The sequence below is a fragment of the Paenibacillus sp. OT2-17 genome (assembly GCF_009827695.1).
In the GTDB taxonomy this organism is placed as follows: Bacteria; Bacillota; Bacilli; order Paenibacillales; family Paenibacillaceae; genus Paenibacillus; species Paenibacillus polymyxa_B.
The window spans coordinates 57,118-82,730 of sequence record NZ_WUDQ01000004.1 but is presented as its reverse complement, the minus strand read 5'-3'; the positions used below and the strand labels follow the sequence as shown (position 1 = coordinate 82,730).

Annotated in this window: 20 protein-coding genes and 1 other RNA gene; 16 read left to right on the top strand and 5 right to left on the bottom strand. The window is 43.1% G+C overall.

Translation table 11 applies throughout. The annotated features are described in order from the left end of the window. Positions 1–104: 104 nt before the first annotated feature. The 4 genes from ssrA to GRP75_RS02655 all read left to right on the top strand — a co-directional run bounded on the left by ssrA (position 105) and on the right by GRP75_RS02655 (position 2,453). Positions 105–469: a transfer-messenger RNA gene (gene ssrA / locus GRP75_RS02670) on the top strand. Between the two features lie 265 nt (positions 470–734). Beyond that, complete coding sequence (locus GRP75_RS02665; protein ID WP_160788550.1) at positions 735–962, top strand: DUF896 domain-containing protein; 228 nt, start codon at positions 735–737, stop codon at positions 960–962. Positions 963–1,029: 67 nt separating this feature from the next. Continuing rightward, positions 1,030–1,428 (top strand): DoxX family protein, encoded by a 399-nt coding sequence (locus tag GRP75_RS02660; protein WP_160788549.1) that lies wholly within the window; start codon positions 1,030–1,032, stop codon positions 1,426–1,428. Positions 1,429–1,502: 74 nt separating this feature from the next. After that, complete coding sequence (locus GRP75_RS02655; RefSeq protein ID WP_160788548.1) at positions 1,503–2,453, top strand: ring-cleaving dioxygenase; 951 nt, start codon at positions 1,503–1,505, stop codon at positions 2,451–2,453. A 238-nt stretch (positions 2,454–2,691) separates the two neighbouring features. Here GRP75_RS02655 and GRP75_RS02650 read toward each other — a convergent pair whose 3' ends face one another. After that, positions 2,692–3,039 carry a winged helix-turn-helix transcriptional regulator gene (locus GRP75_RS02650; RefSeq protein ID WP_076265139.1) on the bottom strand — a complete coding sequence of 116 codons (348 nt, stop codon included), beginning with the start codon at positions 3,037–3,039 and terminating at the stop codon, positions 2,692–2,694. A gap of 174 nt (positions 3,040–3,213) precedes the next feature. Here GRP75_RS02650 and GRP75_RS02645 point away from each other — a divergent pair, with 174 nt between their 5' ends. Further along, positions 3,214–3,861 carry an NAD(P)H-dependent oxidoreductase gene (locus GRP75_RS02645; protein ID WP_160788547.1) on the top strand — a complete coding sequence of 216 codons (648 nt, stop codon included), beginning with the start codon at positions 3,214–3,216 and terminating at the stop codon, positions 3,859–3,861. A 47-nt stretch (positions 3,862–3,908) separates the two neighbouring features. Here the strand turns inward: GRP75_RS02645 and GRP75_RS02640 are convergent, their stop codons facing one another. Further along, positions 3,909–4,415 carry a tautomerase family protein gene (locus GRP75_RS02640; protein WP_160788546.1) on the bottom strand — a complete coding sequence of 169 codons (507 nt, stop codon included), beginning with the start codon at positions 4,413–4,415 and terminating at the stop codon, positions 3,909–3,911. Between the two features lie 284 nt (positions 4,416–4,699). On the opposite strand from GRP75_RS02640, the gene GRP75_RS02635 reads away from it, so the two are divergent. Continuing rightward, on the top strand, positions 4,700–5,257 hold the full coding sequence (locus GRP75_RS02635; RefSeq protein WP_160788545.1) for a PadR family transcriptional regulator: 558 nt from the start codon (positions 4,700–4,702) through the stop codon (positions 5,255–5,257). A 222-nt stretch (positions 5,258–5,479) separates the two neighbouring features. Here the strand turns inward: GRP75_RS02635 and GRP75_RS02630 are convergent, their stop codons facing one another. Further along, the gene (locus tag GRP75_RS02630; RefSeq protein ID WP_160788544.1) at positions 5,480–6,631 is read right to left on the bottom strand and encodes a glycosyltransferase family 2 protein; all 1,152 of its coding nucleotides are present in this window, start codon (positions 6,629–6,631) and stop codon (positions 5,480–5,482) included. A 289-nt stretch (positions 6,632–6,920) separates the two neighbouring features. On the opposite strand from GRP75_RS02630, the gene GRP75_RS02625 reads away from it, so the two are divergent. The 8 genes from GRP75_RS02625 to GRP75_RS02590 all read left to right on the top strand — a co-directional run bounded on the left by GRP75_RS02625 (position 6,921) and on the right by GRP75_RS02590 (position 19,343). Then, positions 6,921–7,706, top strand: a complete 786-nt coding sequence (locus GRP75_RS02625; RefSeq protein ID WP_231517207.1) for a GntR family transcriptional regulator — start codon at positions 6,921–6,923, stop codon at positions 7,704–7,706. 294 nt (positions 7,707–8,000) lie between these two features. Beyond that, positions 8,001–10,385 (top strand): phosphoketolase family protein, encoded by a 2,385-nt coding sequence (locus GRP75_RS02620; RefSeq protein WP_076159835.1) that lies wholly within the window; start codon positions 8,001–8,003, stop codon positions 10,383–10,385. A 278-nt stretch (positions 10,386–10,663) separates the two neighbouring features. After that, the gene (locus tag GRP75_RS02615; RefSeq protein WP_160788543.1) at positions 10,664–11,506 is read left to right on the top strand and encodes an aldo/keto reductase; all 843 of its coding nucleotides are present in this window, start codon (positions 10,664–10,666) and stop codon (positions 11,504–11,506) included. 183 nt (positions 11,507–11,689) lie between these two features. Further along, positions 11,690–12,349, top strand: a complete 660-nt coding sequence (locus GRP75_RS02610; protein ID WP_160788542.1) for a PspA/IM30 family protein — start codon at positions 11,690–11,692, stop codon at positions 12,347–12,349. A 26-nt stretch (positions 12,350–12,375) separates the two neighbouring features. Next, the gene (locus GRP75_RS02605; protein ID WP_160788541.1) at positions 12,376–13,410 is read left to right on the top strand and encodes a TFIIB-type zinc ribbon-containing protein; all 1,035 of its coding nucleotides are present in this window, start codon (positions 12,376–12,378) and stop codon (positions 13,408–13,410) included. Further along, positions 13,407–14,201 (top strand): TPM domain-containing protein, encoded by a 795-nt coding sequence (locus tag GRP75_RS02600; RefSeq protein WP_023986507.1) that lies wholly within the window; start codon positions 13,407–13,409, stop codon positions 14,199–14,201. Before GRP75_RS02605 ends, GRP75_RS02600 begins: the two co-directional genes overlap by 4 nt. A gap of 141 nt (positions 14,202–14,342) precedes the next feature. Continuing rightward, positions 14,343–15,335: an SPFH domain-containing protein gene (locus GRP75_RS02595; protein WP_160788540.1), complete on the top strand. Its 993-nt coding sequence runs from the start codon at positions 14,343–14,345 to the stop codon at positions 15,333–15,335. A 258-nt stretch (positions 15,336–15,593) separates the two neighbouring features. Continuing rightward, the gene (locus tag GRP75_RS02590) at positions 15,594–19,343 is read left to right on the top strand and encodes an alpha-L-arabinofuranosidase C-terminal domain-containing protein (protein WP_160788539.1); all 3,750 of its coding nucleotides are present in this window, start codon (positions 15,594–15,596) and stop codon (positions 19,341–19,343) included. A gap of 101 nt (positions 19,344–19,444) precedes the next feature. Here the strand turns inward: GRP75_RS02590 and GRP75_RS02585 are convergent, their stop codons facing one another. Together GRP75_RS02585 and GRP75_RS02580 are read right to left on the bottom strand one after the other, a co-directional pair. After that, on the bottom strand, positions 19,445–20,842 hold the full coding sequence (locus GRP75_RS02585; RefSeq protein ID WP_076265131.1) for a phytase: 1,398 nt from the start codon (positions 20,840–20,842) through the stop codon (positions 19,445–19,447). Between the two features lie 110 nt (positions 20,843–20,952). Further along, complete coding sequence (locus GRP75_RS02580; protein ID WP_023986520.1) at positions 20,953–21,828, bottom strand: helix-turn-helix transcriptional regulator; 876 nt, start codon at positions 21,826–21,828, stop codon at positions 20,953–20,955. A 192-nt stretch (positions 21,829–22,020) separates the two neighbouring features. Between GRP75_RS02580 and GRP75_RS02575 the strand changes: the two genes are divergently transcribed. Then, positions 22,021–23,964 (top strand): glycoside hydrolase family 127 protein, encoded by a 1,944-nt coding sequence (locus tag GRP75_RS02575; protein WP_075153544.1) that lies wholly within the window; start codon positions 22,021–22,023, stop codon positions 23,962–23,964. A 27-nt stretch (positions 23,965–23,991) separates the two neighbouring features. After that, positions 23,992–25,362, top strand: a complete 1,371-nt coding sequence (locus GRP75_RS02570) for a glycoside-pentoside-hexuronide (GPH):cation symporter (protein ID WP_023986522.1) — start codon at positions 23,992–23,994, stop codon at positions 25,360–25,362. Positions 25,363–25,613: the final 251 nt, after the last annotated feature.

The following is a 25,613-nucleotide window of genomic DNA, read 5'->3' as shown; positions in this document are numbered from 1 at the left end:
TTTTAACTTTGTTCGAGTGTTGAATCTTAGAATTCAGCTTTTGATATTATGCATGCTTATGCTCCGGTATTTCCGGATTTATCCGTGGAGCCCTTTTATAATAAGGGGGCGTTTATGGATTCGACGGGGATAGTTCGAGCATGGGTAGCGGGTAGTGGGGACGCGTCCGCTTCATCAACGCTAAAGCCTATTAAACGGCAAACAACAAAACAACTACGCTTTCGCAGCCTAAGAAACTGTGTGCGTGCTTCTACCCAGCATCGTCCATGTGACTGGGATAGGGGCTAACAAATAGTGGAATACGCTGTCTCATCTCCGCCTGCGGTGAGCTGAAGAAGATAATCAGGCTGACCCGAAGGGAATCCGGTGACAGGGAGTTTCTAGGGTGACATCAAAACTGTCACTACACCCGTAGAAGCTTATGTGTCGTTATCTTCGGACAGGGGTTCGACTCCCCTCGCCTCCATTTAAGTAAGACAAGAAAGCCATCAGCCAGTGATTCTGGTTGGTGGCTTTTTATTATGGCTCTAGTAATTGAGTTGAAGAGGTTTTACACAACTTGTAGCTTAAAGGTATCTCTAAGTGTTCCTGCTGCTTTTTCTCCGTAAGCAACCCAAGCATTGATTTTCTTTTCGAAAAAGTATTGACACGGATAAAAAAATATTATATCTTTATATCAAGATAAATAAATTAAAGATAAATAACCAGAAAATTTTGAATAGGGAGGTATACACATGATCACCATTTTAGAAAGAATTAATCAGCTCGCAAAAAAAGCAAAAGAAGTTGGGTTGACTGAAATTGAAAAAACGGAACAAATGGATCTTCGCAAAGAATACCTTCAAATCTTTCGGGGTTCTGTACAAAGCATTCTCTTGAACGCTACGATTTATGATCCGAATGGAGACGATGTTACGCCTGAAAAACTAAAAAAAGAACAGGCTCAAATCGCTAAACAATGAATTTAATTTTATCTAATATCTCTAATTTAATAATCTTTAAATGAGTATAATATGGAGGATGATTTTTATGTTGGCAAGTGGATTATTATTGATACGTTTGGTGGTTGGATTGTTATTGGTGGGGCACGGAGCTCAGAAACTTTTTGGTTGGTTTGGCGGCTATGGTCCAAAGGGTACGGGCGGTTGGATGGAATCGATTGGCATTAAGCCCGGAGTATTCATGGCAGTGTCTGCTGGGTTGATGGAATTGTTGGGAGGAGCTCTATTTGCTTTAGGACTATTCACTCCACTGGCTGCATTGTTGATTACGGTGACTATGCTCGGAGCAATTTTCAAAGTACATGGCCCAAACGGGATCTGGGCAACAGCTAATGGCTATGAATATCCGCTAGTTCTTATTGCAGTCGTAATCGGTATTACGTTGACAGGAGCAGGTTCATATTCTATCGATGCATTACTTAGATAAAACATGATGTTTAGGTCATTAAAAGCCATTAACAACAAAAAATAAAGGTTCCTACGATTAAAGGAGGGTTTCATATGTCACTGCAAACTACAGGTATCCATCATATTACAGCTTTTGCCGGTAATCCGCAGGAAAATGTCGACTTCTATGCCGGCGTCCTGGGACTTCGGTTAGTGAAGAAAACAATCAACTTCGATGCTCCTGAGGTTTACCACTTGTACTTTGGTAACGAGGCAGGAGGTCCTGGAACGATCATTACATTTTTCCCTGCACCAGGAACTCCCAAAGGACGAATCGGAGGAGGCCAGGTGGGCATAACCTCGTATGTGGTACCCCCAGGTTCACTTGATTTTTGGCAACATCGTTTGGAAAGCTTTGATATTCAAGTTACGAAAACGAGCCGTTTTTCTGAACAATATCTTCAATTCGAGGATAATGAGGGCTTACGACTTGAGCTTGTTGAACGTGAAGCGGGAGCGAATAGTACTTGGTCTTACGGTGGCATTTCGGCTGATAAAGCAATTAAGGGGTTTGGAGGTGCTGTGCTATTTAGCGTCAATCCACAGAGAACGATGGATGCATTGGAGAGCATACTCGGATTTACAAAAACCGATGAAGACGCTGAATATGCCCGTTATCAGTCCGTAGGAGAAATCGGCAACATCGTAGATGTTCCGCTCGCCAAAATGGGTCTAGGCTTTGGTGGAGCAGGCACGGTACATCACATTGCATGGCGTGCAAAAGATTTCGAACAACATGAAGAATGGAGAAGCGCAGTCCAGCATTATGGCTATCAGCCGACTCCAATCATAGACCGCCAATATTTTAATGCGATATATTTCAGAGAAGCGGGCGGCATACTATTTGAAATTGCTACAGATCCACCGGGATTTGCTAATAATGAACCTGCTGAATCTTTGGGGCAGAAATTAATGCTGCCAGAGTGGTATGAACCGCAGCGGGCTCAAATTGAGGCGAATCTGCATCCTATTGAAGTGAGAACATTAACTGGAAAACAACAGTAAACGAAACGGCAGCTGTTTTGCCTCCAGAGGAAAAGGTGAAGCCACGTTGATGGGAACTGCCAGGTTTAGAAAAACGGTACATGACTGAATATAAACATGACAAGATGAATATCAACAGGATTAAACCCACTTTGACAAAATTGGTCATAGTGGGTTTTCATTATGCACTTGGTATGGACTTATAACATAGGGATGAAAGTCTGATCACGCTAGGCAGGAAGGGATGTATATTTAATCGCTATTTTTCAACGCATCTAATTTTCGAGTGCTCCAGATGAACCTCCCCCCAATCATACATACTGCGCAATATGGGGACGAAATTTGCTCCGTGAGCTGTTAGCGAGTATTCAACCCGGGGAGGGATTTCTCTGAATATTTCGCGATGCACAAACCCGTCTTCTTCTAATTCTCTTAGCTGCTTGGTTAACATCGCTTGTGTGATATCAGGAAAGGCGCGTTTAATTTCACCGAATCTTCGGGTACCACGGGACAGAAACCATAAAATCACTATTTTCCATTTGCCGCCAATGATTTTCTGAACCTTTGTTAAGGGGCAATCTATAAAATAATTCAGATTTTCACTCATTTGTGCCATCTCCTCATCATTTGTATTCCAGAAAGTCCTATGAAATCAATTAGTATGATTTTTGATAGTATATACTATAAATATGCCTACTTGTTGTTTCGATACCATTGGCTTAACATTACATTAGCATTAAAGCTTTGACAAGCCATCTGAAAATATTCTGGGGCGAAGAAGATGAACATTAATATTTTATACGGTCACCCTTATGCTAAGAGCTTTAACAAAGCGATTTTGGAGCAGGTGATCGCTCATTTAAACGTACGAGGGGCGAATGTTAAGGTAAAAGATTTAATTCAAATGTCATTTAATCCGATGGTAGGCTTAAAGGATTTAGAGGCTAAGGTCACTAACGTATTGCCAGAGGAGATAGTAAAAGAACAGGAGGATTTATTGTGGGCAGATGCCTTGATTATTATTTCACCGGTATGGTGGGGCGGATTTCCCGCTGTTATTAAAGGATATATAGATAGAGTGTTCACAACAGGACTCATACGCTCTTCTGATGGTGTATATGGGCTTGAGGGCAAGAGAGCCTACTCGATTTTTACAACAGGATCTTCAGAAGATTATATTCGCATATCACGTCAGAAAGATATGCTCTACGCGGCTAACGATAATTTGTTTGGGTTCGCCAAGTTTTCGGATGCCGAGATTAAGCTTCTTTGCTCGGTGCCGCGTGTAACCTTGGAGGAACGAAAAGCAATGCTGCTGGATGTCAATCGATTTGTCGATCGTATTTTTGATATGAGACCGGGAGAGGGAGGCAGTACGAGGGATAGCCTTTCTCTTCAAGCTTTGGAGCATGATTTGGCTAGCCATTAAGATTACGTAAACTGCAGGATGTTTCTTTGGAAAAATGAAGAACACCCTTATGGGTGTTTTTTCGTTAGATTTCCCGGTGTTACCCGTGTAATATTTTGCTTGATAGCCTTAATTTTCTCCTCAGTAAAGACTCCTGAATCCAGCAGGTCTAGAATGGAGAGCACGCTGCCGCGAGAACCCCAGCTGCCTTCTTCAATGACCTGGAAGGATACCCACCAAGTTGGGGATGGTTCCGGTACACCAAGTACTTTAGTCAAACTGCCAAGAATATTCTCAAGCACTTTTTTGCGAACGTCGTTAGGCCAGTCACCATCCATCACCAGAACATTGACAGTAATTACATCACGTTCTGGCTGATCCGACAGCAATTGCCCACCAATTGCCATGTAATCTATTGGACGTTCGTTGAAATGGACCTGAAACCCTTCTCTTGCTGGCGGACAATATTGACCTACCTCTGGAACGAGAACTGCATCCGTCAAACCTTCTGCCAAAAGACGGCGCTGTTCAAGCGTTATGCGGCCTGCGGGATAATTTACACTGATCATGGTCATGGTCTGATATCTCCTTATTAAGATTTAACCAAGCGATGTCTTGGAATTCTTTATGATATCTGTATCCAAGGCTTCAGCTTGGCAAGCTCATTGGTATTTTGTTGATATCGTTAATATAAAACGATGATAAACCCCTGTCAACACTAATTATTATAATAATATATATTTAAATAATATATAGAGAGATGTGAAGCTAGTTTAAATGGGCTATAATTATGTCTAGTCTAATGAAAGCATGACATACTACGGAGATTTGCTAGAGGTAACAGGAGGCACAATATATAATGGCGAGACAGTCAGGAAAAACCAATACAATGTTTGCGGTATTAGGCATTCTGAGTCTGGGTCCTCATACCGGTTATGATGTAAAGCAACATATGGAGCAAAGCACTAGTTACTTTTGGAATGAGAACTATGGTCAGATCTATCCCAGCCTGGCAGAGCTACTGGATCGAAAAGATATTGCAGTCGAGGTTATTCGACAGAAAGGAAAGCCTGACAAGAAACTCTACAGCATTACCGATCAGGGAAGGCAGACGTTGTCAGACTGGCTTTCTCAGCCCATGGAGCATGTGGTGATGCTTAAAAAAAATGAGCTGCTGTTGAGGGTGTTTTTTGGCGGGAATTCTTCGCCTGAAACGATTATAAAGCACATACAGGAGTATAAAGAAAAGCTAGTGGAAAGCTTGCATATTTTTGAAGAACTTGAACGTTGGCTTATCAACGTAGAGCATAAAGACCATAATCACAAATATTGGATGATCACAATGAGCTATGGTAAAAGTCAGTTTAGCAGTTTAATTAGCTGGTGCGATGATAGCATTAAAATATTGAGTTCTTAGCAGTTGGTAAAACTCATATGTAATGAATAATCAGAAAGCATGCTGGACTATCAGAGGAATAGTAAACTAGTAACGACAATTCTTGTCGTTATCTCCGGACATGGCGACTCCTCCTCCATAAAGCTGCTTGCCAAGTTGGGCTCGCACCTTTATGGAGGAGTTTTTTTATCCCGTAAGGAGGATGCAATACATACGATTTTGCACGCTGTAAATGAGTAACTATTATTCCACCAGCTTTTCAGACTTCACCAGCATTTCTCGTAACACGTAAGCGACTCGACTTTTCCGGTTCTCTGCTTTCTTTTTTATCAAGTGTAATGATTTTTTGTATGCATGAGTATGGCTTTGATCGTAGAACTGTTTGGCTGCAATGCGTAATGTTCTTCTTAATAACAGTGCTGATGAGCGTGTTAACCTAGAGCGGAATCCCCTGCGCAATACCCGCAACGTATTTTTGTAGGTCTCAAAATCCTCGGATGGAGGGATAAGGGCAAATAAATTTAACGAGGAGTCATTGAATCCGTAAGTTTCATACATGATTCTCAGATTTTCTGTATTTAAAACGTTACCTCTAAGATAGGTTGGATGTTCCTGATGATATCCGACCACCTCTTTGATGCAATAAAAAGGGATCTTCAAGCGATGCAGTCTATAGCCGAGGTCCCAGTCTTCGAGTCCATACAGCACAAACCGTTCATTGAAACCTCCAATACGAATCAAGTGGCTGCGTCTGATGGCTACACAACGAGTAACCAGCAGCATCCAGGGAGCGACATCCGTTGTGGCAAATTGTTTCTGCGTATTGGGGGGGACTCTTGTGGGACTAACTACTTTAGACAGTGCACCCGTTTGATGAAGGATATCTTCAGGCGTTATGATCGGAGTAATTTCGTTCGCTGCTTCATAGTCAGCATTCCATAAGTTGGACTGCGTAAGTATGTTGCGACATTGTTCTTTTTCTTCAGGAGAAAAGTCAGGGTAATAATGGGTAAAAGCATCGTCCCATGAGTGAGGAATGCCTGAGAGCACGGACTTGGGATATTTACGGTGATAACGGCTCACGATCCTAATGAATTCCGGTAATACTACAAAGTCAGCGTCGCAGAAGATGATGTATAGCCCTTTTGCACGGCGCAGTCCCAAATTTCGAACGGCAGATCGACCGCGTTGTTCCTGATGTGACACATAGATAAGAGGATAGGATGCTTTGAAGCCTTCGACCATTTCTTTCGTTCCGTCTGTAGAACCGTCATCAGCTACAATGACTTCGAATAGTTGCTTTGGATAGGTTTGTGTCTCAAATGAAGCGAGTGTGAGCAACAATTGCTGGGCTCGATTATAGGTTGGAATGATGACGCTGTAGCGGATAGCCAATATGATCTCCCCCCCACCATTCTTATTAGAAAACGTTTGAACAAGATGAATAATAACAATGTATTCAAGGATTTTAGCCTGGTCTAGTCAAACATCCCTCAAGGTTGGAAACAGGCTTGGTCTTATTACTGATGCTAAGGTGGGGGTTCTGTATTTTCTGCTGTTTTGCAGGTGCGTTCAGTGGTGTTATATATGTGTAATCATGGTATTATGCATAGAGATGTAAAGTAAAAGCGACGGCGCTTCCTATCCGCTGAAAGCCCGCTCAGCAAACAGAAACAAACATGAGATGAAATGGGCAAGTTATGGTAAACTATATAGAGTTATAGAAGACCTGAAAGAGGAGTACTTTATGACACAATTTGTCTATAAGCAAATTATTGACGATCTCAAGATGAAAATTTTTGCGGGAAAGTTTGCGGATATGAGATTGCCAGATGAACGTAGTCTTAGTGAGACGTACCAGGTTAGTCGTAGTTCAATTAAACGTGCTCTGACTAAAATGGAGAATGTCGGAATTATTTTCAAAAAACAAGGTTCCGGGACATTTATTAATCCATTATACATAAGAAATGAATCTATCTTTAACTACGAAGGCTCTAATCTAGGGGTCACTGATAATTTTCAAATGCATGGTAAAAAGCCTAAGATCAAAGTATTGAGTTTTGAGGTCATTCCGCCAACAGAAGAGTTACAGCGCGATTTGTTCTTGGAGACTCATGATTTTGTTTACAAAATTGTTCGCTTACGTCTGTTTGATGATGATCCTTTTATGATTGAAACGGGCTATATCCCCATTAAAATTGTCCAGAATTTAAATCAGACAATTATCGAGGGGTCCATTTTTAATTATTTGGAAGACTCGCGGAACTTGGCCGTCACCAAATCTTTTTTATCCATTTTTGCAGAACCGTCTCAAGAGAATGATCAAAAGCTGCTACATTTAAATGAAAATGAGCCTGTAGGTATTATGGAAGGTGTGTTCTTTTTAGATAACGGTACGCCATTTGAGTTTTCTCATATGCGATTTCATTACAAATATTTGAAATTTAATACCTTTGTATCGGTTCACTAATGATAAGACTGGAGAATTCTCCGGTCTTTTTTTTATGGTTTTGAAAAAAGGATTGAAGCCTGCAATTACCTCGTTTATTACAAATTTTATTGGTTTATACTTCTATATATTTTAATGTAAGAGCTTTTTTACTGTCTTTTTAATTTATATTTCATAGTATGTTCAAAATTTCACAAAATTGGACCGTATCACTTGTGAAAAAGGTTGAATTAAATTGGGGTAGCGTTATGATGTACATGTAGATGAAATTTCCGGAAATAAATTACAAACAAAACTACTTAGGGAGTGGACACAATGTCATTATCACCCGTGTTAGCAGATTATTCATCTAAAACATATTTGGATAAACTTGATGCATATTGGCGTGCAACGAACTACATTTCGGTAGGTCAGCTTTATTTAAAAGATAATCCTTTGTTGAGAGAGCCTTTAAAAGATTCAGATGTGAAGGTTAAGCCTATTGGACACTGGGGCACAATTCCGGGTCAAAACTTTATTTATGCGCATCTAAATCGTGTTATTAATAAATATGATTTGAGCATGCTTTATATTGAAGGTCCTGGTCACGGCGGCCAGGTTATGGTTTCAAATTCTTATCTGGATGGAAGTTACACTGAAATCTATCCGCAAATTACGCAAGATATCCCAGGTATGAAGAAATTGTTCAAGCAATTCTCTTTCCCTGGCGGTATTGCTTCACACGCTGCTCCTGAAACACCTGGATCTATCCATGAAGGTGGAGAATTAGGCTACTCCCTTTCTCATGGTGTAGGTGCCATTTTAGATAATCCTGATCTGATTTCGGCTGTTGTTATTGGTGATGGCGAAGCTGAAACGGGCCCATTAGCCGCTTCGTGGTTCTCTAACAGATTTATCAACCCCATCACGGATGGTGCAGTGCTGCCAATCTTGCACTTGAATGGCTTTAAGATTAGTAACCCAACGATTATGTCTCGTCAATCGAAAGAAGAATTGACCTCCTACTTTAAAGGTTTGGGTTGGGAGCCGTTCTTTGTTGAAGGTGAAAATCCGGATCACATGCATCCAGAAATGGCGAAAGTATTGGATACGGCCATCGAGAAGATTGAAGCTATTCAAAAGAATGCACGTGAAAATAATGACCTTACTCGTCCGGCGTGGCCGATGATTGTATTCCGTTCACCTAAAGGCTGGACAGGTCCGAAGGAATGGGACAACGTGCCGAATGAAAATTCATTCCGTGCCCATCAGGTTCCAATTCCGGTTGATCAAAAGAATATGCAACACGCACCTGCTTTGTTAGAATGGCTGAATAGCTATAGACCAGAGGAATTGTTCGACGAAAACGGTCGTTTAAACTCTGAGCTTGCTGAAATCCTGCCTACAGGCGATAAACGTATGGGAATGAACCCTGTTGCGAATGCGGGTAACCTCATTAAAGACTTGAAATTACCGGATTTCCGTAACTATGCGCTGGATAATTCCGTACCTGGTAAAGTGATTGCGCAAGATATGTCGGTTTTAGGGAAATACGTTAAAGATGTGGTTCTTTTAAATGAAGAAAATCGTAATTTCAGAATCTTCGGACCGGATGAAACGATGTCTAACCGCTTGGCTCCTGTTTTTGAAGTAACCAAACGCCAATGGATGGACCAAATTATTGAACCTAATGATGAATTCTTATCATCCTATGGTCGCGTAATTGATTCTCAATTATCCGAACACCAAGCTGAAGGATTGCTGGAAGGTTATGTATTAACAGGTCGTCATGGTTTCTTTGCAAGTTACGAAGCCTTCCTGCGTGTGGTTGACTCGATGATCACCCAACACTTTAAGTGGCTGCGTAAAGCAACGGATCAAGGATGGCGTGCAGATATCCCATCATTGAATGTCGTAGCAACCTCAACAGTGTTCCAACAGGATCATAATGGGTATACACACCAAGATCCAGGTTTGTTAGGTCATTTGGCTGATAAAAAACCAGAATTTATTCGGGAGTATCTGCCAGCGGATGCCAATTCATTGTTGGCTGTTTTCGACACCATTTTAAATGACCGTCAAAAGATCAATTTGATTGTTTCGTCTAAACACCCACGTCCACAATGGTTTAGTGCTGATGAAGCGAAAGAATTGGTGGACAAAGGGTTGAAGATTATTGATTGGGCAAGTACAGATCAAGGTGGGGAACCTGACCTTGTCATTGCTTCTGCTGGTACAGAGCCAACTATTGAAAGTTTAGCTGCGATTTCCATTTTGCATGAAAAACTGCCTGACTTGAAGATTCGGTACATCAACGTGGTAGATTTGCTGAAACTGAGAAGTCAAAAACTAGACCCGCGTGGATTATCCGACGCCGAGTTTGATCATTTTTTCACAAAAGACAAGCCAGTTGTTTTCGCTTTCCATGGTTACGAAGGTCTGATCAAAGATCTGTTCTTTGATCGTCACAACCATAACTTGCATGTACATGGTTACCGTGAGAATGGCGATATTACGACACCATTTGATATGCGTGTATTGAATCAAATGGATCGTTTTGACTTAGTGAAGGAAGCTGTCCTCAACTTACCTGACGCTGAGAAGTACACCAACATTGTGGATGAAATGGATGCTACGGTTAAGAAACATCATCAATTCATTCGCGAAGAGGGTATTGATTTGCCAGAGGTAGAGAACTGGGTATGGAAAGGCTTGAAATAAAAACACAGACACTTCAACTTTGTGTTGGACAACCAAGCCATCAAGCATGAAGTGGAATATATGATCTGGTAGTGGTATACAAGTGCCTGACTCCTTTGACTTCAAGTATGATTTCAATGGGGATCAGGCGCTTTTTGATTTAGCACACAGAGAACTTGGTAGAGAATTTACAAGCTAGTGGGTATATACATATATAGGGAACGAAATGAATTTCTATATTTTGCCTGAGGATTAAAGAGGTGTTATGGTATATGAGAATAGTAAAGGAGGCTGTTAATATGAACCATCAAATTCCGAAGAAGGCATTGAATGATGGCACTAAAGTGCCCGTCATTGGATTTGGGACTGTTGGATTTAAGGGTGCAGATGGAGTACAGGCGATTACCGGCGCAATTGATGCAGGTTACCGTCTGATCGACACAGCGTTCAACTATGAAAATGAGGGGGCTGTCGGGAAAGCGGTCCGGCAGAGCTCTGTGCCCAGAGAGGAATTGTTGATTTGCTCCAAACTACCGGGTCGCCGACATGCTTACCAAGAAGCCATTGTAACGATCGAAGAGTCATTATATAGAGGAGGTCTGGACTATTATGATCTTTATCTGATCCATTGGCCGAATCCCCAAATTGATCGATATGTTGAAGCCTGGCAGGCGTTGATTGAGGCGAAGAAAAGGGGCTATATTCGTTCCATCGGGGTCTGCAATTTTCTGCCCGAGCATAATGAACGTTTAATTCGGGAAACAGGTGTCGCCCCGAGCATCAATCAAGTTGAATTGCATCCATTGTTTAATCAGGAGCACCAGCGTGCAAAAGATGCTGAACAGGGCATCGTGACCGAATCGTGGAGCCCCTTGGGGCGTGGTCACAGCATACTGGAGAATGAAAAGATTGGGGAAATTGCTGCTGCTCATGGTAAAACGACTACACAAGCGATTTTACGTTGGCATATCCAACTTGGAGCGATCCCGATCCCTAAGGCCTCTTCTTTAAAACACCAGACGGAGAATTTGGATATTTTTGATTTTGAGTTGTCTACAGAGGAAATGAACGTGATTTCGGCATTTAGCAGTGAGGATGGGCGGATATGGGGTCAGGACCCCAAGTTCTATGAAGAACTATAATCAGGAACAATAAATAGAAGGGTTCAAAAATCTGTCGCGGGTTTTTGGACCCTTTGCTTTTATAATAAAACGAACACACATCCGAAAGTGATCTGTGGGCCAGTATATAGAGCTATGATGAACATTTTTTACCGGATTTGATGTATGATATGGTGGAATGTAGTCCTTTCGAAGGAGGTCATCATGGGAATTTTGTCGAGGTTTAGGGATATTATGAAAATGAATGTTAACGCCTTAGTGGATAAGGTGGGAGACCCGGAGAGAACCATTGACGATTATATGCGGAATTTAAACAGTGATCTAGGCAAGGTGAAAGCGGAGACGGCCTCAGTGTTGGCTGATGAGAGAAGGGCAAAAAGAGCACTGGATGAATGCAAAGCCGAAATCAAAAAGCTCCAGCATTATGCCAGTAAGTCTGTGGAAGCTGGTAATGAAGAGGAAGCTCGAAAGTTTCTGGAGAGAAAAGGTTTGCAGGCGGAGAAATTGGAACAATTACAAACGTCCTATGATTTAGCTTCGACAAACGCCGTAAATATGAAACAAATGCAGGAGAAGTTGGTGTCCGATATGGGGCAACTAGAAGCACGGCGCGCTGAACTTAAAGGGAAGATGGCGATTGCCAAAGCGCAGCAAACCTTGAACTCTATGGGCAGCAAGAATTCTGCTTTCGAAGTTATGGAAGAACAGGTGAACAGAGCGTATGATGAAGCGATGGCTATAGCCGAGCTTCGGGCAGGAACGAAGGACGACCTGGATGCTTTATTTGCACAATACGAGAAGAGTACGAATGCAGAAGATGAACTGGCTGCGATCAAAGAAAAAATCAACCATAAGGAATCATAACAGTATCTACATGAAGAGGTGAGCAGATGCCGGTTATCGAATACAAATGCCCAAACTGCGGCAGCGGCATGGTCTTTGACGGTGAGACAAGGATGTTATCCTGTCATAGTTGCGGAAGAGAGGACAATATCGAATCTATTCCTGATCCTCTGATAAATCGTATTTTTTCAGAAGATGAGGCCCATGAGTATCATTGTAATAACTGCGGAGCAGTGATTATGACCGAAGTGGAGACGAGTGCAACGGTGTGCAGTTTTTGTGGTTCTGCCGTGGTTCTCGGGGATCGACTGACTGGGAAGCTGGCTCCAGCGCAGGTTATTCCTTTTTCAATCAGTAAGGAAGAAGCCATAGCTGCTTTCAAAAAATGGTGCAAGAATGGCCGTCTGACGCCGAACCGGTTCATGATAGCAGACCGAATCAAGGGAATAACCGGGATGTATGTGCCCTTCTGGTTATATGAATTACATAATAAAATTGAGGTTCAAGGTGAAGGTACCCAAGTGAGAACCTATACGAGCGGAGACTACGAATATACGGAAACGAAGCATTTTGATGTATATCGGAAAATCCGTTTGAATTATGTAAAGGTTCCGATTGATGCTGCGGAGAAAATGAACGACGAGCTGATGGATAAATTGGAGCCTTTTCCATACGATCAGCTAAAACCCTTTAAAACGCCATATCTAGCAGGTTATATTGCGGAGAAGTACAGTTATAACGAAGAAGAGCTTTTCCCGCGAGTTAAAGAAAAAGTGAAGGAATATATTGATGCTTATATTCATTCTACGGTGTCAGAGTATACGGCCGTGAGTTATACGGAAAAGCAAATTGATACTACATTAAAACAAGCGGATTATGTCCTGCTCCCGGTGTGGGTCATACACTATGACTATAATCAATTGGAGCATACGTTTGCTATGAACGGACAGACGGGCAAGGTAGTCGGTAAGCCTCCGATTAGCAAGTTCAAAGTGACGGCTTGGTTTGCAGGCATTTTCGGCATTACTCTCTTTTCATTGAGGTTAATCACTTGGTTGATGATGGGAGGGGGATTTTATTGAAAAAGCATAGAGCGATTATAGCCGTCTTGTTGTTCTTTGCTGCTTTTCTGGCAGTTCCTATGGAAATGAAGGGCGAACCAGCAACGACAGAAATGAAGCCATTGATTTATGATGAAGCGGGTCTGCTCAATCAGGAAGAGTATGATGTGTTGAACGCTATGGCTAATCAATACGGAGCGGAAAGAGAAACGGACATTATTATTTATACTACTCTCAATCCCGACAATATGGATGTTATGAAAATGACGCAGGACTTTTATGATGACCATGGCCCTGGGTATGACAGATCTCATGGGAACGCGGTCATTTTAACGATGGATATGAGAAATAGAGAGGTGTACTTGGCCGGATTTTATAAGGCAGAACGGTATCTGGATGATGACAGGCTTACTAAAATACGCCATGAGATTAGCCCGGATCTGACGAACGGTAACTATGGGCTGGCATTTCAAAAGTATATTCTAAGCGCGCACAAATATTTGGCCATCCGTCCAGGGGTGAATCCAGACAGTATATTTTTTAAAGGCTGGCTTCATTTGGCGGTTGCCCTGGGATTGGCGGCGATGATCGTGGGCAAGATGGTTTCCAATTCTGGCGGTCGGGTTACGGTAAATCGGCAGACCTACGAGGATTCGAACGCTTCAGGAGTTCTGGAGCATCGAGATCAGTATCTTCACACAACGACAACGAAACGGAAGATTGAAAAGAGCAGCAGTAGCAGCAGCTCAGGCGGTGGTGGCGGAACGACCAGCGGCGGTCATTCGCATAGCGGCAGCAGAGGATCATTTTAACTGAGGATTTTGTAAAAATCCAATAAGCGACTTTCAATGAACAATATATAGATCGAAATGGTCTAGTTCGTCTATATATTGCACTTTGGAGCGACTGGAATCGAATTTTGCAAAATCCTAAACTGAAAGGATGGATACAGTATGGGGTTCTTCAGAAATCAATTTGCAAATGTTGTAGAATGGGAAGAATTTAGAGATGATATGATTTTCTGGAAGTGGAGCAATCGTGAAATTAAAAAAGGCAGTAAATTAATCATCCGCTCCGGTCAAGATGCGATTTTTGTAAATAACGGAAAAATAGAGGGTATTTTCGAGAATGAAGGGTCGTATAACATGGACTCTGACATTATTCCATTTCTATCCACATTAAAAGGGTTTAAATTTGGTTTTAACAGTGGCATGAGGGTAGAGGTCTTATTCGTTAATACGAAGGAGTTTACGGTCAAATGGGGGACGCAGAATCCAGTGCTGATCCCGACCCCTCAGCTGCCAGGCGGTATGCCGATACGTGCCAATGGCACATTTAATTTTAAAGTGAACGATTATGTTACGCTCATCGATAAGATTGCCGGAGTGAAGGACAGTTATCTAGTTGAGGATGTGAAAATACGGATTACTTCGGTGTTGGATCAGTTATTGATGAAGTGGATCAGCAGAGAAGGAAAGGACATGTTCAATCTGCAGGCGAATGCTTCTGACATTTCAAAAGGTATTCAAGAAGATCTGGATATGCAAGTGATGGACAACGGTATGACGATTACTGGCTTTCATGTGATGAGCTTCAATTATCCTCAAGAAATCCAAGATATGATCACGAAGACAGCCTCTCATGAAATGATCGGTAATCTGCAAAAGTACCAACAAGTGACGATGACGGACGGGATTGCATCGGGTAATGTAAAAGGCGGCGGTGCTGCTTCAGATATGGCGAGTATGATGATGGGGATGAATATAGCAAATGAAATGATGAAAAATTTGAACCCTAACCAAAAGCCTTCGGCTGAGACTCAGCCTACACCTGCTGCCCCCTCTCCATCTGGAGACGGTAATAAGCCCAATTTTTGTCCGAATTGCGGTACAAAAAACGAAGGAGCTAACTTCTGTCCGAATTGTGGACAAAAATTGAACGGATAACATAGCTACGGTCAAACTTCTTTATTTCAGAAAAGTTCCGACTGGGTCAAGTAATCCTGTAAGCCAAAAGGCAGTTATCGCAGAGTATCTTCTGTGATGGCTGCTTTTTTATGTAGTTCGTTCAAGTTTTTTCTTCATAAATCCGATTTATTGGATTGAAAAAGGTACTCAGGATAAGGTACTATAGCTATATAGTATGTATTTATATTAATTAATTAGTTATTACATTAATAAACTATAGGTATAGGAGCAACGAAGATGACCAAATTCCAAGATCAAATCATTGCGCGTTACAAGTTTGATGATGCAAAGAACGTCGGCAAAGATAGCTCAGGGCAAGGTAACGATGGGGTTGCTTCAGGCACAGTAACACCTACGATTTCCCATGCTACCGGTAGATCAGCTTTGATGCTTGAGGGTGGCCCCAACGGTACATCGTATATCCAGCTTCCTTCCGATCTATTCAAAGATGTAAGCGATAACACCGGTGTGACGGTTACTGCTTGGGTCAACTTCGGCAGATTCACAGATATGTGGGAACGTGTCTTTGACTTTGGTAAAGCCCATACAGGACCCTATATGTTCATGACACGGAATCTGCGCGGAACCCTTTTCACCGAGGCGGATTTGTCCGTAGACCCGGGAAGAGGCTTTGTCAGGGATGAGTGGATGCACATAGCCCTGTCTGTGATCGGCACGGAAGGCGGCACATTAAGCAGTGCCGGTCCGGTGATATATGTCAATGGTGAAGTGGTAGCGGATGGTTCCATCAGCCAAACTTCCAGCGGTAACTATGCCAAGCTGCGTAAATGGTTCGAAACGTTTACAGACTCGTCCAACTACAGCAACAATTTTATCGGTCGCTCCCAGCATGCGGCGGATGTAGACTTTGCCGGCTCCGTTTCAGACTTTAGAATTTATAAAGCAGGCTTGTCGGCAGATGAAGTCATTGAGGTCATGTGCGATTCGTTGACAGATGAAGAGATCGTGAAGCTTGCTAAAGATAAATATTTGTCCTTTCCAACGACGATTGTGACCAAGGATTTATCTCTGCCAACCGTTCTGATGGGCGGTAGAGTAGAAGTGACCTGGAAATCCAGCCAACCTAGTATACTCTCTGACAATGGGCAGGTGCAGGCGATTACCTCCGCACAAGGGGTTACCGTCACAGCTTTATTAACGAAGGGCTTAAGCCAGATTGAAGAAAGCTTTGAAGTATCCGTTCTTCCTGAACAGCTGCCTCCGTACACGCTGACCATTCATGGAAATAAGAAAGTACTGGATGTCAGCGAAGTGATGTACGGCTTGTTCTATGAAGATATCAATAACGCGGCAGATGGCGGGATTTATGCAGAACTCGTTCAGAATCGCTCCTTTGAATCTTTCGAGTTTGATACGTATTCCCATGCTTCCGGTGAATGCGGCTGCTCTACAGGACGGAACCGCAACCCGTTGTTTGCCTGGTCTGGTGATACGGACAAGATGACTCCACAACATAGCGGTGGATTAAATGAGTTTTTAGGCGCAAAAGACAAAGAAGTGAACTCTTATTATGTGACGGTAGCGGATGGCGCAACAATTCGGAACAAGGGCTTTTCCGATTCTAACCAGAATTGTGCCATGTCCATCCAAGAGGGTGCCAAGTATGAGTTTACCATCTGGGCGAAGGCCGATTCAGCGGGCGCAATCACACTGCAACTGCAAGACTCGAATGAAAAGGCTATTAGTGATTCGGTTACGATACAGGTGGAAGGTGGCAACAGGTGGAAGAAGTACGGCATCGATTCCAAACTTGTGCTGACAGGCTCAGCTACGGTTCTCGGGCAGCTGGCGCTTACATTTGAAGGGGACATTTCGGTTGATATGGTTTCTTTATTCCCACAAGATGTATGGGGCGCAGGAGAGGAAGCGCAATCCCCATCGGCACATGCTAACTTTCAGGGAAATCCTAACTACCGACTGAGAAAAGATTTGGTGAACGCACTGGTTGGCATGCATCCGAAGTTTTTGCGGTTTCCAGGTGGTTGTATTTCCGAGGGTTCGTTTATATGGGAAAACGTATACGATTGGAAGGAATCGATTGGGGATATCGAGCTGCGCAAGGAAAACTTTAATGTATGGGGCTATATGATGACCATGGGCCTTGGTTATATGGAGTATTTCCAGTTGGCAGAAGACCTGAATGCAGCTCCGCTTCCGGTTATGGCCTGTGGCGTTCTCTGTCAAGCCCGTTCCGATTACGCTCATCCGGCTGGAGGCGCATTAAGAGAATACTATATTAAGAACTTTACAGATCTGATCGACTTTGCGATTAGTGTGGATTTTGAACATAATGAATGGGCTGCTATGCGTAAAAAAATGGGCCATGAAGCTCCGTTCGATCTGCGTTATTTGGGTGTGGGTAACGAGAACTGGGGCACAGAATTCTTTGCCAACTTTGAAGTGTTCAAAACGTCGATTGATGAGTATATGGAGAAAAACTATCCGGGTTATGAGCTGCATATCATCTCCACGGTTGGCGCTCAAGCAGACGACGATGCATATCAACAGGGCTGGAAGTTCTTAAGCGGTAATATGACCGGTTCGGCTAAGGTTGCTTTTGCAGATGGTGACCAGGTGACGGAAGAAACGGTAACCTGGTATGAGAAGCAAAAGGACTATATGGATACCATTGCAGACGAGCACTACTATCGTTCTAACGAGTACCTGCTGAATAACGTGGACCGCTATAACTACTACTACAGAGCTTATAACGTGGACGGCAGTATAAATTGGAAAGCAACATCAAAGGTTTTTGTCGGGGAGTACGCATCAACGGATAAAAATACTTTAGCAGGCGCTGTAGCAGAGGCAGCGGTGATGACGGGCTTCGAAAATAATGCCGATGTCGTTCGGCTAGCTGCCTATGCACCGCTGTTTAACAAGGTGCTGACAGATGGAACCTACAGATGGACGCCAGACTGCATCTGGTTCGATGACGAAACGGTGTGGTTTACGCCGAACTACTATGTACAGCAAATGTATGCTAAATATTTGGGGAATAAAGTATTGAGCACTTCTTTCTCTACTTACAAAAACGGCAAGCCAACGGATCTCATTCCTCAGGGTGGAATTGAAATAGCGACAGGCAACGCCGAAGTTATGATTAAGCGTGTGACTGTTACTTCCAACCAGGACGGCAGTGTTTTGCTGGATCAAGACTTTACCCAGGAATTGAATTCGGCCTGGCAGGTCATTCCCGGTTCCGTGGGCTCTACAGTGGAGGAAGGCAAGGGGCTTGTCCTCAAAGCTCAGGATAGCGGTTTGAATGGTCTGTACATCTTGAACGACAGCTGGAGCAATTACAAGGTAGAGGTGGTCGCTTCCCGTATTTCCGGCACGGACGGTTTTTATGTGGGTGCGGGTCTCACGGATATTTCTGCGGAGAAAAAGGACGTTGTCGAATACGCGATCGGTTATGGCGGCAAGGCTACCGGCGTGAAGGTTTACAAGCAAGGCATAGAAGGCTACACATTGGGTGACTACTCTTCCAGTACAGCGGCAGGTAACTTGAGAGCAGCTAGCTATGAAGAGTTGGCTGACAACACGGACTACACCATAACAGTGAACTACGGCGGTGAAACGGGCAGTAATCTGATTTGCTCATACACCGACGGCGAGACAACCAGCAAAGTGCTGGACTACAAGCTGGAGGCTTACAACAGAGACGTGTTCAACTCGGTAACCCAAGATGCTGAGCATGTATACGTGAAGCTGGTGAATGCTGACAACGTAGATAAGGTAATACAGCTGAATCTACAAGATTTGAGTGTTGAGTCCATCGCTAAGCTGGTTACACTAACCGGCGATTCCTCGCTTGTTCATGTACCTAACGTGAACAAGAAGAATGACGAGAAGGTAGTGCCTACCGAACAGCAGATCACGCTTCATACGGATTCTGTTCTCTTAGACTTACCGGCCAACTCGGTAAATGTGCTGGTGCTGGATCTTAAACCTTTTCCTGCTTAAAAACAAAAAGGGGTTCCCAAACAGCCGTTTTATGGCTTTTGGAAGACCCCTTTTTTTCTATGAATAGAGTCGGAATGTTGAGTTGATTTCCCCGAAGGGCATTACTGCGTGCTTCTGTTTACCAATTCACGCGGGTTGATGCCATCGTCTATCGTTAGCGGAGTAGGGGCTCCCGTAGCGATTCGCTCCCAAGGCACCATTTTAAAGTTCTGATTTAACTTTTTGCCGTTTTGAAGATTTTCGTCATCTTGTGCAACGAAGATACCATGAGGGAAATTCTTGCCTAATCCGTAGCCAAGAACATCAATACCGTCTGTGACAGACGTACCGTCAACGGTAGGGCTCGCGCTGATCGTAAAGTTGCTTATATATGCATTGTCGCCTTGTCGTTCATAGATCGCATAGCTACTGTTTCCTTGACTGGAGGCCATGAGATACCCCTTGCCATCTTTACCGTAATACAATGTAAGTCCTTCTATGTCATCGTGAAGTCTGCGCCCATCTGCAATATCAACACGTCGCAGCGGCTCGGATGAACCGTCTGGCTCGGCACTATACTTCCAAATGGCGTAATCCTCTTCAGCGATGTAGATCGTACCATATTCATCATCAGCAACCATGCCTTCGGATTGCGTATTCAGCTTGAACTGGCGGACAAGCTTACCTGCAATTTTGCCGCTTCCGTCGTCAGTCAGCTCATATTGCTCAAATTCACCCTCTTTGCCCAACACGAGCGCGTAAAATTTATCTGTCTTGAGGCTATGGTATAAGCTGAATCCGTACACTTCTTTCATAGATGCTTTAATGGGTTTGCCAACCACGTTGGTCAGCTTTCCTGATGCACCGTCAATGGCAAAGATATCAATCGTGTTGTTGGTTCGATTGGTTGCCCCTGCAATATCAATTTTTTTGCCGCCCAATGTGAAACCGTAACGAAGGTCCACGTTATTCATTTTTCCGACCTTCATGTTTTGCAGTTGCTTGCCTTCCAGATCATAGACTAAAATCCCGCCGCCTTTATTGGTTGCTAAAATTCTACTTTTCTCTGGCTCGGCCGGGTTGAGCCAGATTGCAGGGTCGTCGGCTGCGTCTTCTCCATCCTCCACAGCTTCTGTTTCAGCAGAAGGGATCACTTTATAGGTGGGGACTGCATCCTTTGGATCTGCATATTTGCTGTTCTCTGCTTCAAGAGCTGTAAGAAGTTTTGTAGGAAGATATACATTTCCATTCATCATCTTAATTTCCCGGTCCGCTTTTCCGCTTAGTCCAGCTAGACGATATTGCTTCTCACCCACTGTAAAGGTCCCGACAATGCCATTTTTCAGTTTGACCAAAACAGAGTGGTCATCACTGTCCCATGTAATTGTGGCCCCCATTTTATCTGCCTGTGTTCGTAGTGATGCATACCCGGATGGCTGAATGTCTGCCGCATGGGTCAGTTCTGGTGATACCAGAACCCCCGTTAAAATGGCTAATAATGCTAGTTTAGTTGACTTCATATGTATGCCCCTTTTCTGAAGTGAAAATGATATAACCGACTCAGTATAAAGCGAGAATATCAAAAGGATACAATGAAAATGTAAAAGGAATGTAAAGGCGGTGTAAGCATTCAATGGACTGGCTTCCAGTATTGTTGTCTATAATTCTTTGGAGACATTCCGAACTTTTCTTTAAAGCATTTGGAGAAATAGCTTGCTTGGGAGAATCCTGTTTCCTCGGTAATTTGTTGGACAGACCAGTCAGTTTGCAGCAAAAGACTGCGTCCTTGATCCAGGCGATAATCCATTAAATACTCAAGCGGTGTGCGCTGGAAGGCGACCTTCATACATCTGGCGAGATAGTTCTGATGTACGTGAAAATGGGTCTCCAAATCTTTATTAGTGATTGTATTTTTGTAATTCTGTTTTAGGTATATTTCGATCTGTTCCGCCAACTTAGAGGAGCTGTCTTTATTATTCTGATCATACTCCAAGCTCTGAAAAACATTCACAAACGTCTGTTGGGCCTCCCATAGTGCCAGCTTTCTAGGTTTTAAAGTAGAGGCTAGTAAATAGTCTAATTTCGAAAATAGCTCATGCGGATTCACCACTTTTTGAATTTTGGGCAAATGAATGGTCGTATGTTCTGAATGAAAATGCAGCTCGGGAATGGGGGTGCTGGGTATAATAGGATTGGGCGAGGATTGTGCGCACCACATGCTATTGGTTTGAAAATGGAACCAGTAAAAGGAGGTTTGTTCTGTACATGCCTCAATGGGAAAATGATGTTTATCCGGTTCAAGAATGAGAGCGTAATTTTCAGTTACCTTCCACACTTCGTCCTCTTCGCCAATGTGCAGCAATCCTTCTTTAATGATTATTACGTCAAAATAACCCAGATTATACCTATTCGGGTGCCAATCCCCTTTTTGATATGTAGTAAAATTCCCCTCAATGAAATAAGGCAGCGGAGGGACAAGGAATGATAGAAAGTCTGTTTTGCTCATGGAAGCCAGCTCCTTTGTGTGTGAAATCGTATAAGTTTTAGTTAAAGATCGCGATTTTTTTTATAAATTCAGGTTGATAAAATAAGGACGTAGCAAGGGGAGCTCAGGTTAGCTTGTACGATATTATCATTACTTTATCCTTATTTTTTCAAAAATGAAAGCGTTCTATTTCCAGGAAGGGATGTTTATCCAATGAAAACGGCAAAGCCAGTTAAGCATGTCATCGTTGATGATTTATTTTGGAAAAAGTATAAGCAGGTTGTGGCGGAAGAGGTTATTCCTTATCAGTGGAAAGCATTAAATGATGAATTACCAGATACAGAACCTAGTCATGCGATTGAAAACTTTAGGATTGCAGCTGGGGAATCCAGTGGGGAGTATTATGGAACCGTTTTCCAGGACAGTGATATTGCCAAATGGCTGGAGACAGTTGCCTTTAGCTTAAGGGATCATCCGAATCCTGCGCTTGAAGAGCGGGCTGATGAAGTGATTGAATTGTTGGGAAGAGCTCAAGCTGAGGATGGGTATCTGAATACGTACTATCTGCTGAAGGAACCCAATAATCGCTGGACGAACCTAAGAGATAATCATGAGCTGTATTGTGCAGGGCATTTTATAGAAGCGGCTGTTGCTTATTATGAAACGACGGGCAAAACGAAGTTTCTTCACATTATGGAGAAATACGTAGACCTGATTCAGCAGATTTTTGGTACGGAAGAAGGGAAACGGAAAGGCTACCCGGGACATGAAGAAATTGAGTTGGCCTTGATCAAATTATACGACGTAACTGCAAAGGATCAATATCTCAAATTAGCGCAATATTTTATTGAACAGCGGGGACAGCATCCTATTTACTTTGCAGAGGAACAAGAAAAGAGAAAACATATTCAAACAGAGCCTACCTGGAATGATGATAACAACATTAATTTTGGCTTAGGCTTCGAATACCAGCAAGCACACCAACCTGTGCGGGAACAAAAAGAGGCAGTCGGCCATGCGGTGAGAGCGGTGTATCTGTATATTGCGATGGCGGACTTGGCCGCGAAAACAGGGGATGCTTCCCTGTTACAAGCCTGTGAAACGCTGTGGGATGATGTAACGAATCATAAAATGTACATCACCGCAGGGATCGGTTCTACTGTAAACGCGGAAGCGTTCACTTGCCATCACGATCTTCCCAATGACAGCATGTACTGTGAGACCTGTGCCTCTGTAGGGCTGGCCTTTTGGGCCAATCGTATGCTGCGCTTAGCGCCAGACCGGAAATATGCCGATGTTTTGGAGCGTGCGCTATACAACGGAACGATTAGTGGGATGGACCTGGATGGAAAACGGTTTTTCTACGTGAATCCGCTGGAGGTTAATCCTTTTCAAAAATCCAGAAAAGATCAGGAGCATGTAAAAACAGAACGGCAAAAATGGTTCTTCTGCGCCTGCTGTCCGCCCAATTTGGCACGAATGATTGCATCGGTTGAGGACAATATGTACACCCAAACGGATGATACGTTGTATACGCATCTGTACATTGCCAGCAAGGTGAACATGACTTTATCTGGTCATGAGGTTGAAATTACACAAACTCATCATTATCCATGGGATGCGGATCTAACCTTTTCGATCCACGTAACAGAGCCGACTTCCTTCAAATGGGCACTGCGGATTCCGGGTTGGTGCAAGCAGGCAGAGGTGAAGGTGAATGGGGAAGCTATGTCATTAGACCATCTGGAAAATGGCTATATCGAGATTCAGCGTACTTGGAAGGACGGAGATGTGGTAACTCTGCATTTGGCTATGCCAGTTGAGCGCATTCGGAGCAATCCACTTGTCTCCATGAACCAGCAGCAAATTGCTCTCCAACGCGGCCCAGTCGTGTTCTGTCTGGAAGAAGTGGATAATGGAGCGAATTTGGCAGGATTAAGATTGACGAAGGATAGCCTCATTACGGAAGAGTTTAGCGAAAACCTGCTGGGTGGCATTGTAAAGTTGACTATAGAGGGATACCGGGTAAAAAATTCGAACGCATTATATAGCTCGGAGCCTCCTGAATTTGTTCCTCAACAAATTACCGCCATTCCTTACTACGCCTGGTGCAATCGGGCTAAAGGGGAAATGCGTGTATGGGTTTATGAATCATAATTCATTCGCATGGGGAGAGGAAAGATCATGAGTACGAGAATTGTGAGTACGGAATCACCGGAAAAGGCAGCAAGTACCGTTCCTTTTCATCGTAAAATCAGCTATTCATTAACGGATACAGCAGGCAATCTACTATACTGTGTTATTTCCAGTTATCTATTATATTTTTATACAGATGTATTCGGTCTTTCTATCGGGATTGCCGGGACATTACTATTTATCACCCGTTTTATCGATGCCATTGATGCCCCGATTTGGGGCATCCTGATTGACCGAACCAAGTCGAAATACGGCCAGAGCAGACCCTATTTTCTATGGTTAGCTATTCCGTTCGCTGTGTTCATGGTCCTTACGTTTACGACACCCAATTGGAGTGAGTCGGGCAAAATTGCATATGCCGCCATTACGTATATCATAGCAGGTATCCTTTATACCGGAATCAGTACGCCGATTACGTCTATTCTGCCTAATCTGAGCACCAATTCTAATGAACGCGTAGTCTTGAACTCCTTCCGCATGGTCGGGGGGAATGTGGGTTTCTTCATCGCCACGACGTTTACGTTACCTTTGGTCGCTTTCTTTGGACAGGGAAATGATCAAAAAGGATTTTCCTTAACGCTCGTTTTATTTGGAATCATGGCGATTATTATGTTTTTCATAGCGTTTGCCGATTTGCGAGAAAATGCAGCAGTGAAAACGAAATCCGTTCCCATTGCTAAAAGCTTTACAGCCATCAAACGAAACTGGCCATGGATGCTCGTTGTAGCTGCCAACTTGTGCTACTGGATTGGTTTGAATATTCGTTCAGCAACGCTAATCTTTTATCTGCAATACAATCTGGACAGTAAGGACTTAGTGCCTTTAATCAATGGACTGACCTCCTTGCAGTTGATCTCGATGGTTCTGATTCCGTTTTTCGCCAGAAAATTAAGTAAAAATGCGATTATGATTATCGGATTGATATTAGCTGCGCTGGGTCAAGTCGTGATTTTAATGGGCAGTACAGACTTAACCCTCATTATTATCGGCTGGATTATTGGTGCGTTAGGATCAGGCTTTGCATGTTCTATGCCGTTTGCGATGTTGTCAGATACAGTCGATTATGGGGAATGGAAAAATGGTATTCGGGCAAGTGGTTTCCTGACCTCCATTGGAAGCGCATTCTGTATTAAAGCAGGTAGCGGAATCGGCGGATTATTGCCAGCATGGATCATGGGCAGCACTGGTTACATCGCTGGGAAAGTTCAAACCCCTACGGCGTTGTCCGGCATTCAGTTTAGCTTTATCTGGCTGCCATTTATCGTCTTCTTGATCGGAATCATTCCTATGTTTTTTTATAAAAAATTCGAAAAGAATGAAGCTTCTATTCAACAAGATTTAATTGCGAGAAGATCATAGACATTCTTTTAACAAGGGTTTAATGATATATTAAAACATTATAATGCTGCTCCAAAACCTGTTCGCTGAGCTGAGCAGGTTTTTTTGTTTTTTTCTATTCAAATGTGAGTAAAGCCATTGACAGGATTTTCTTTTGGAGTAATACTTCTATGTAGAGAAAAGTGTACAGAATCAAGAACTAGACACATCTAGCCTTGCAACTTTATACATTTTTTCGCCATGAAGGCTCTTCTGTTGAAGGGTTTTTTTCA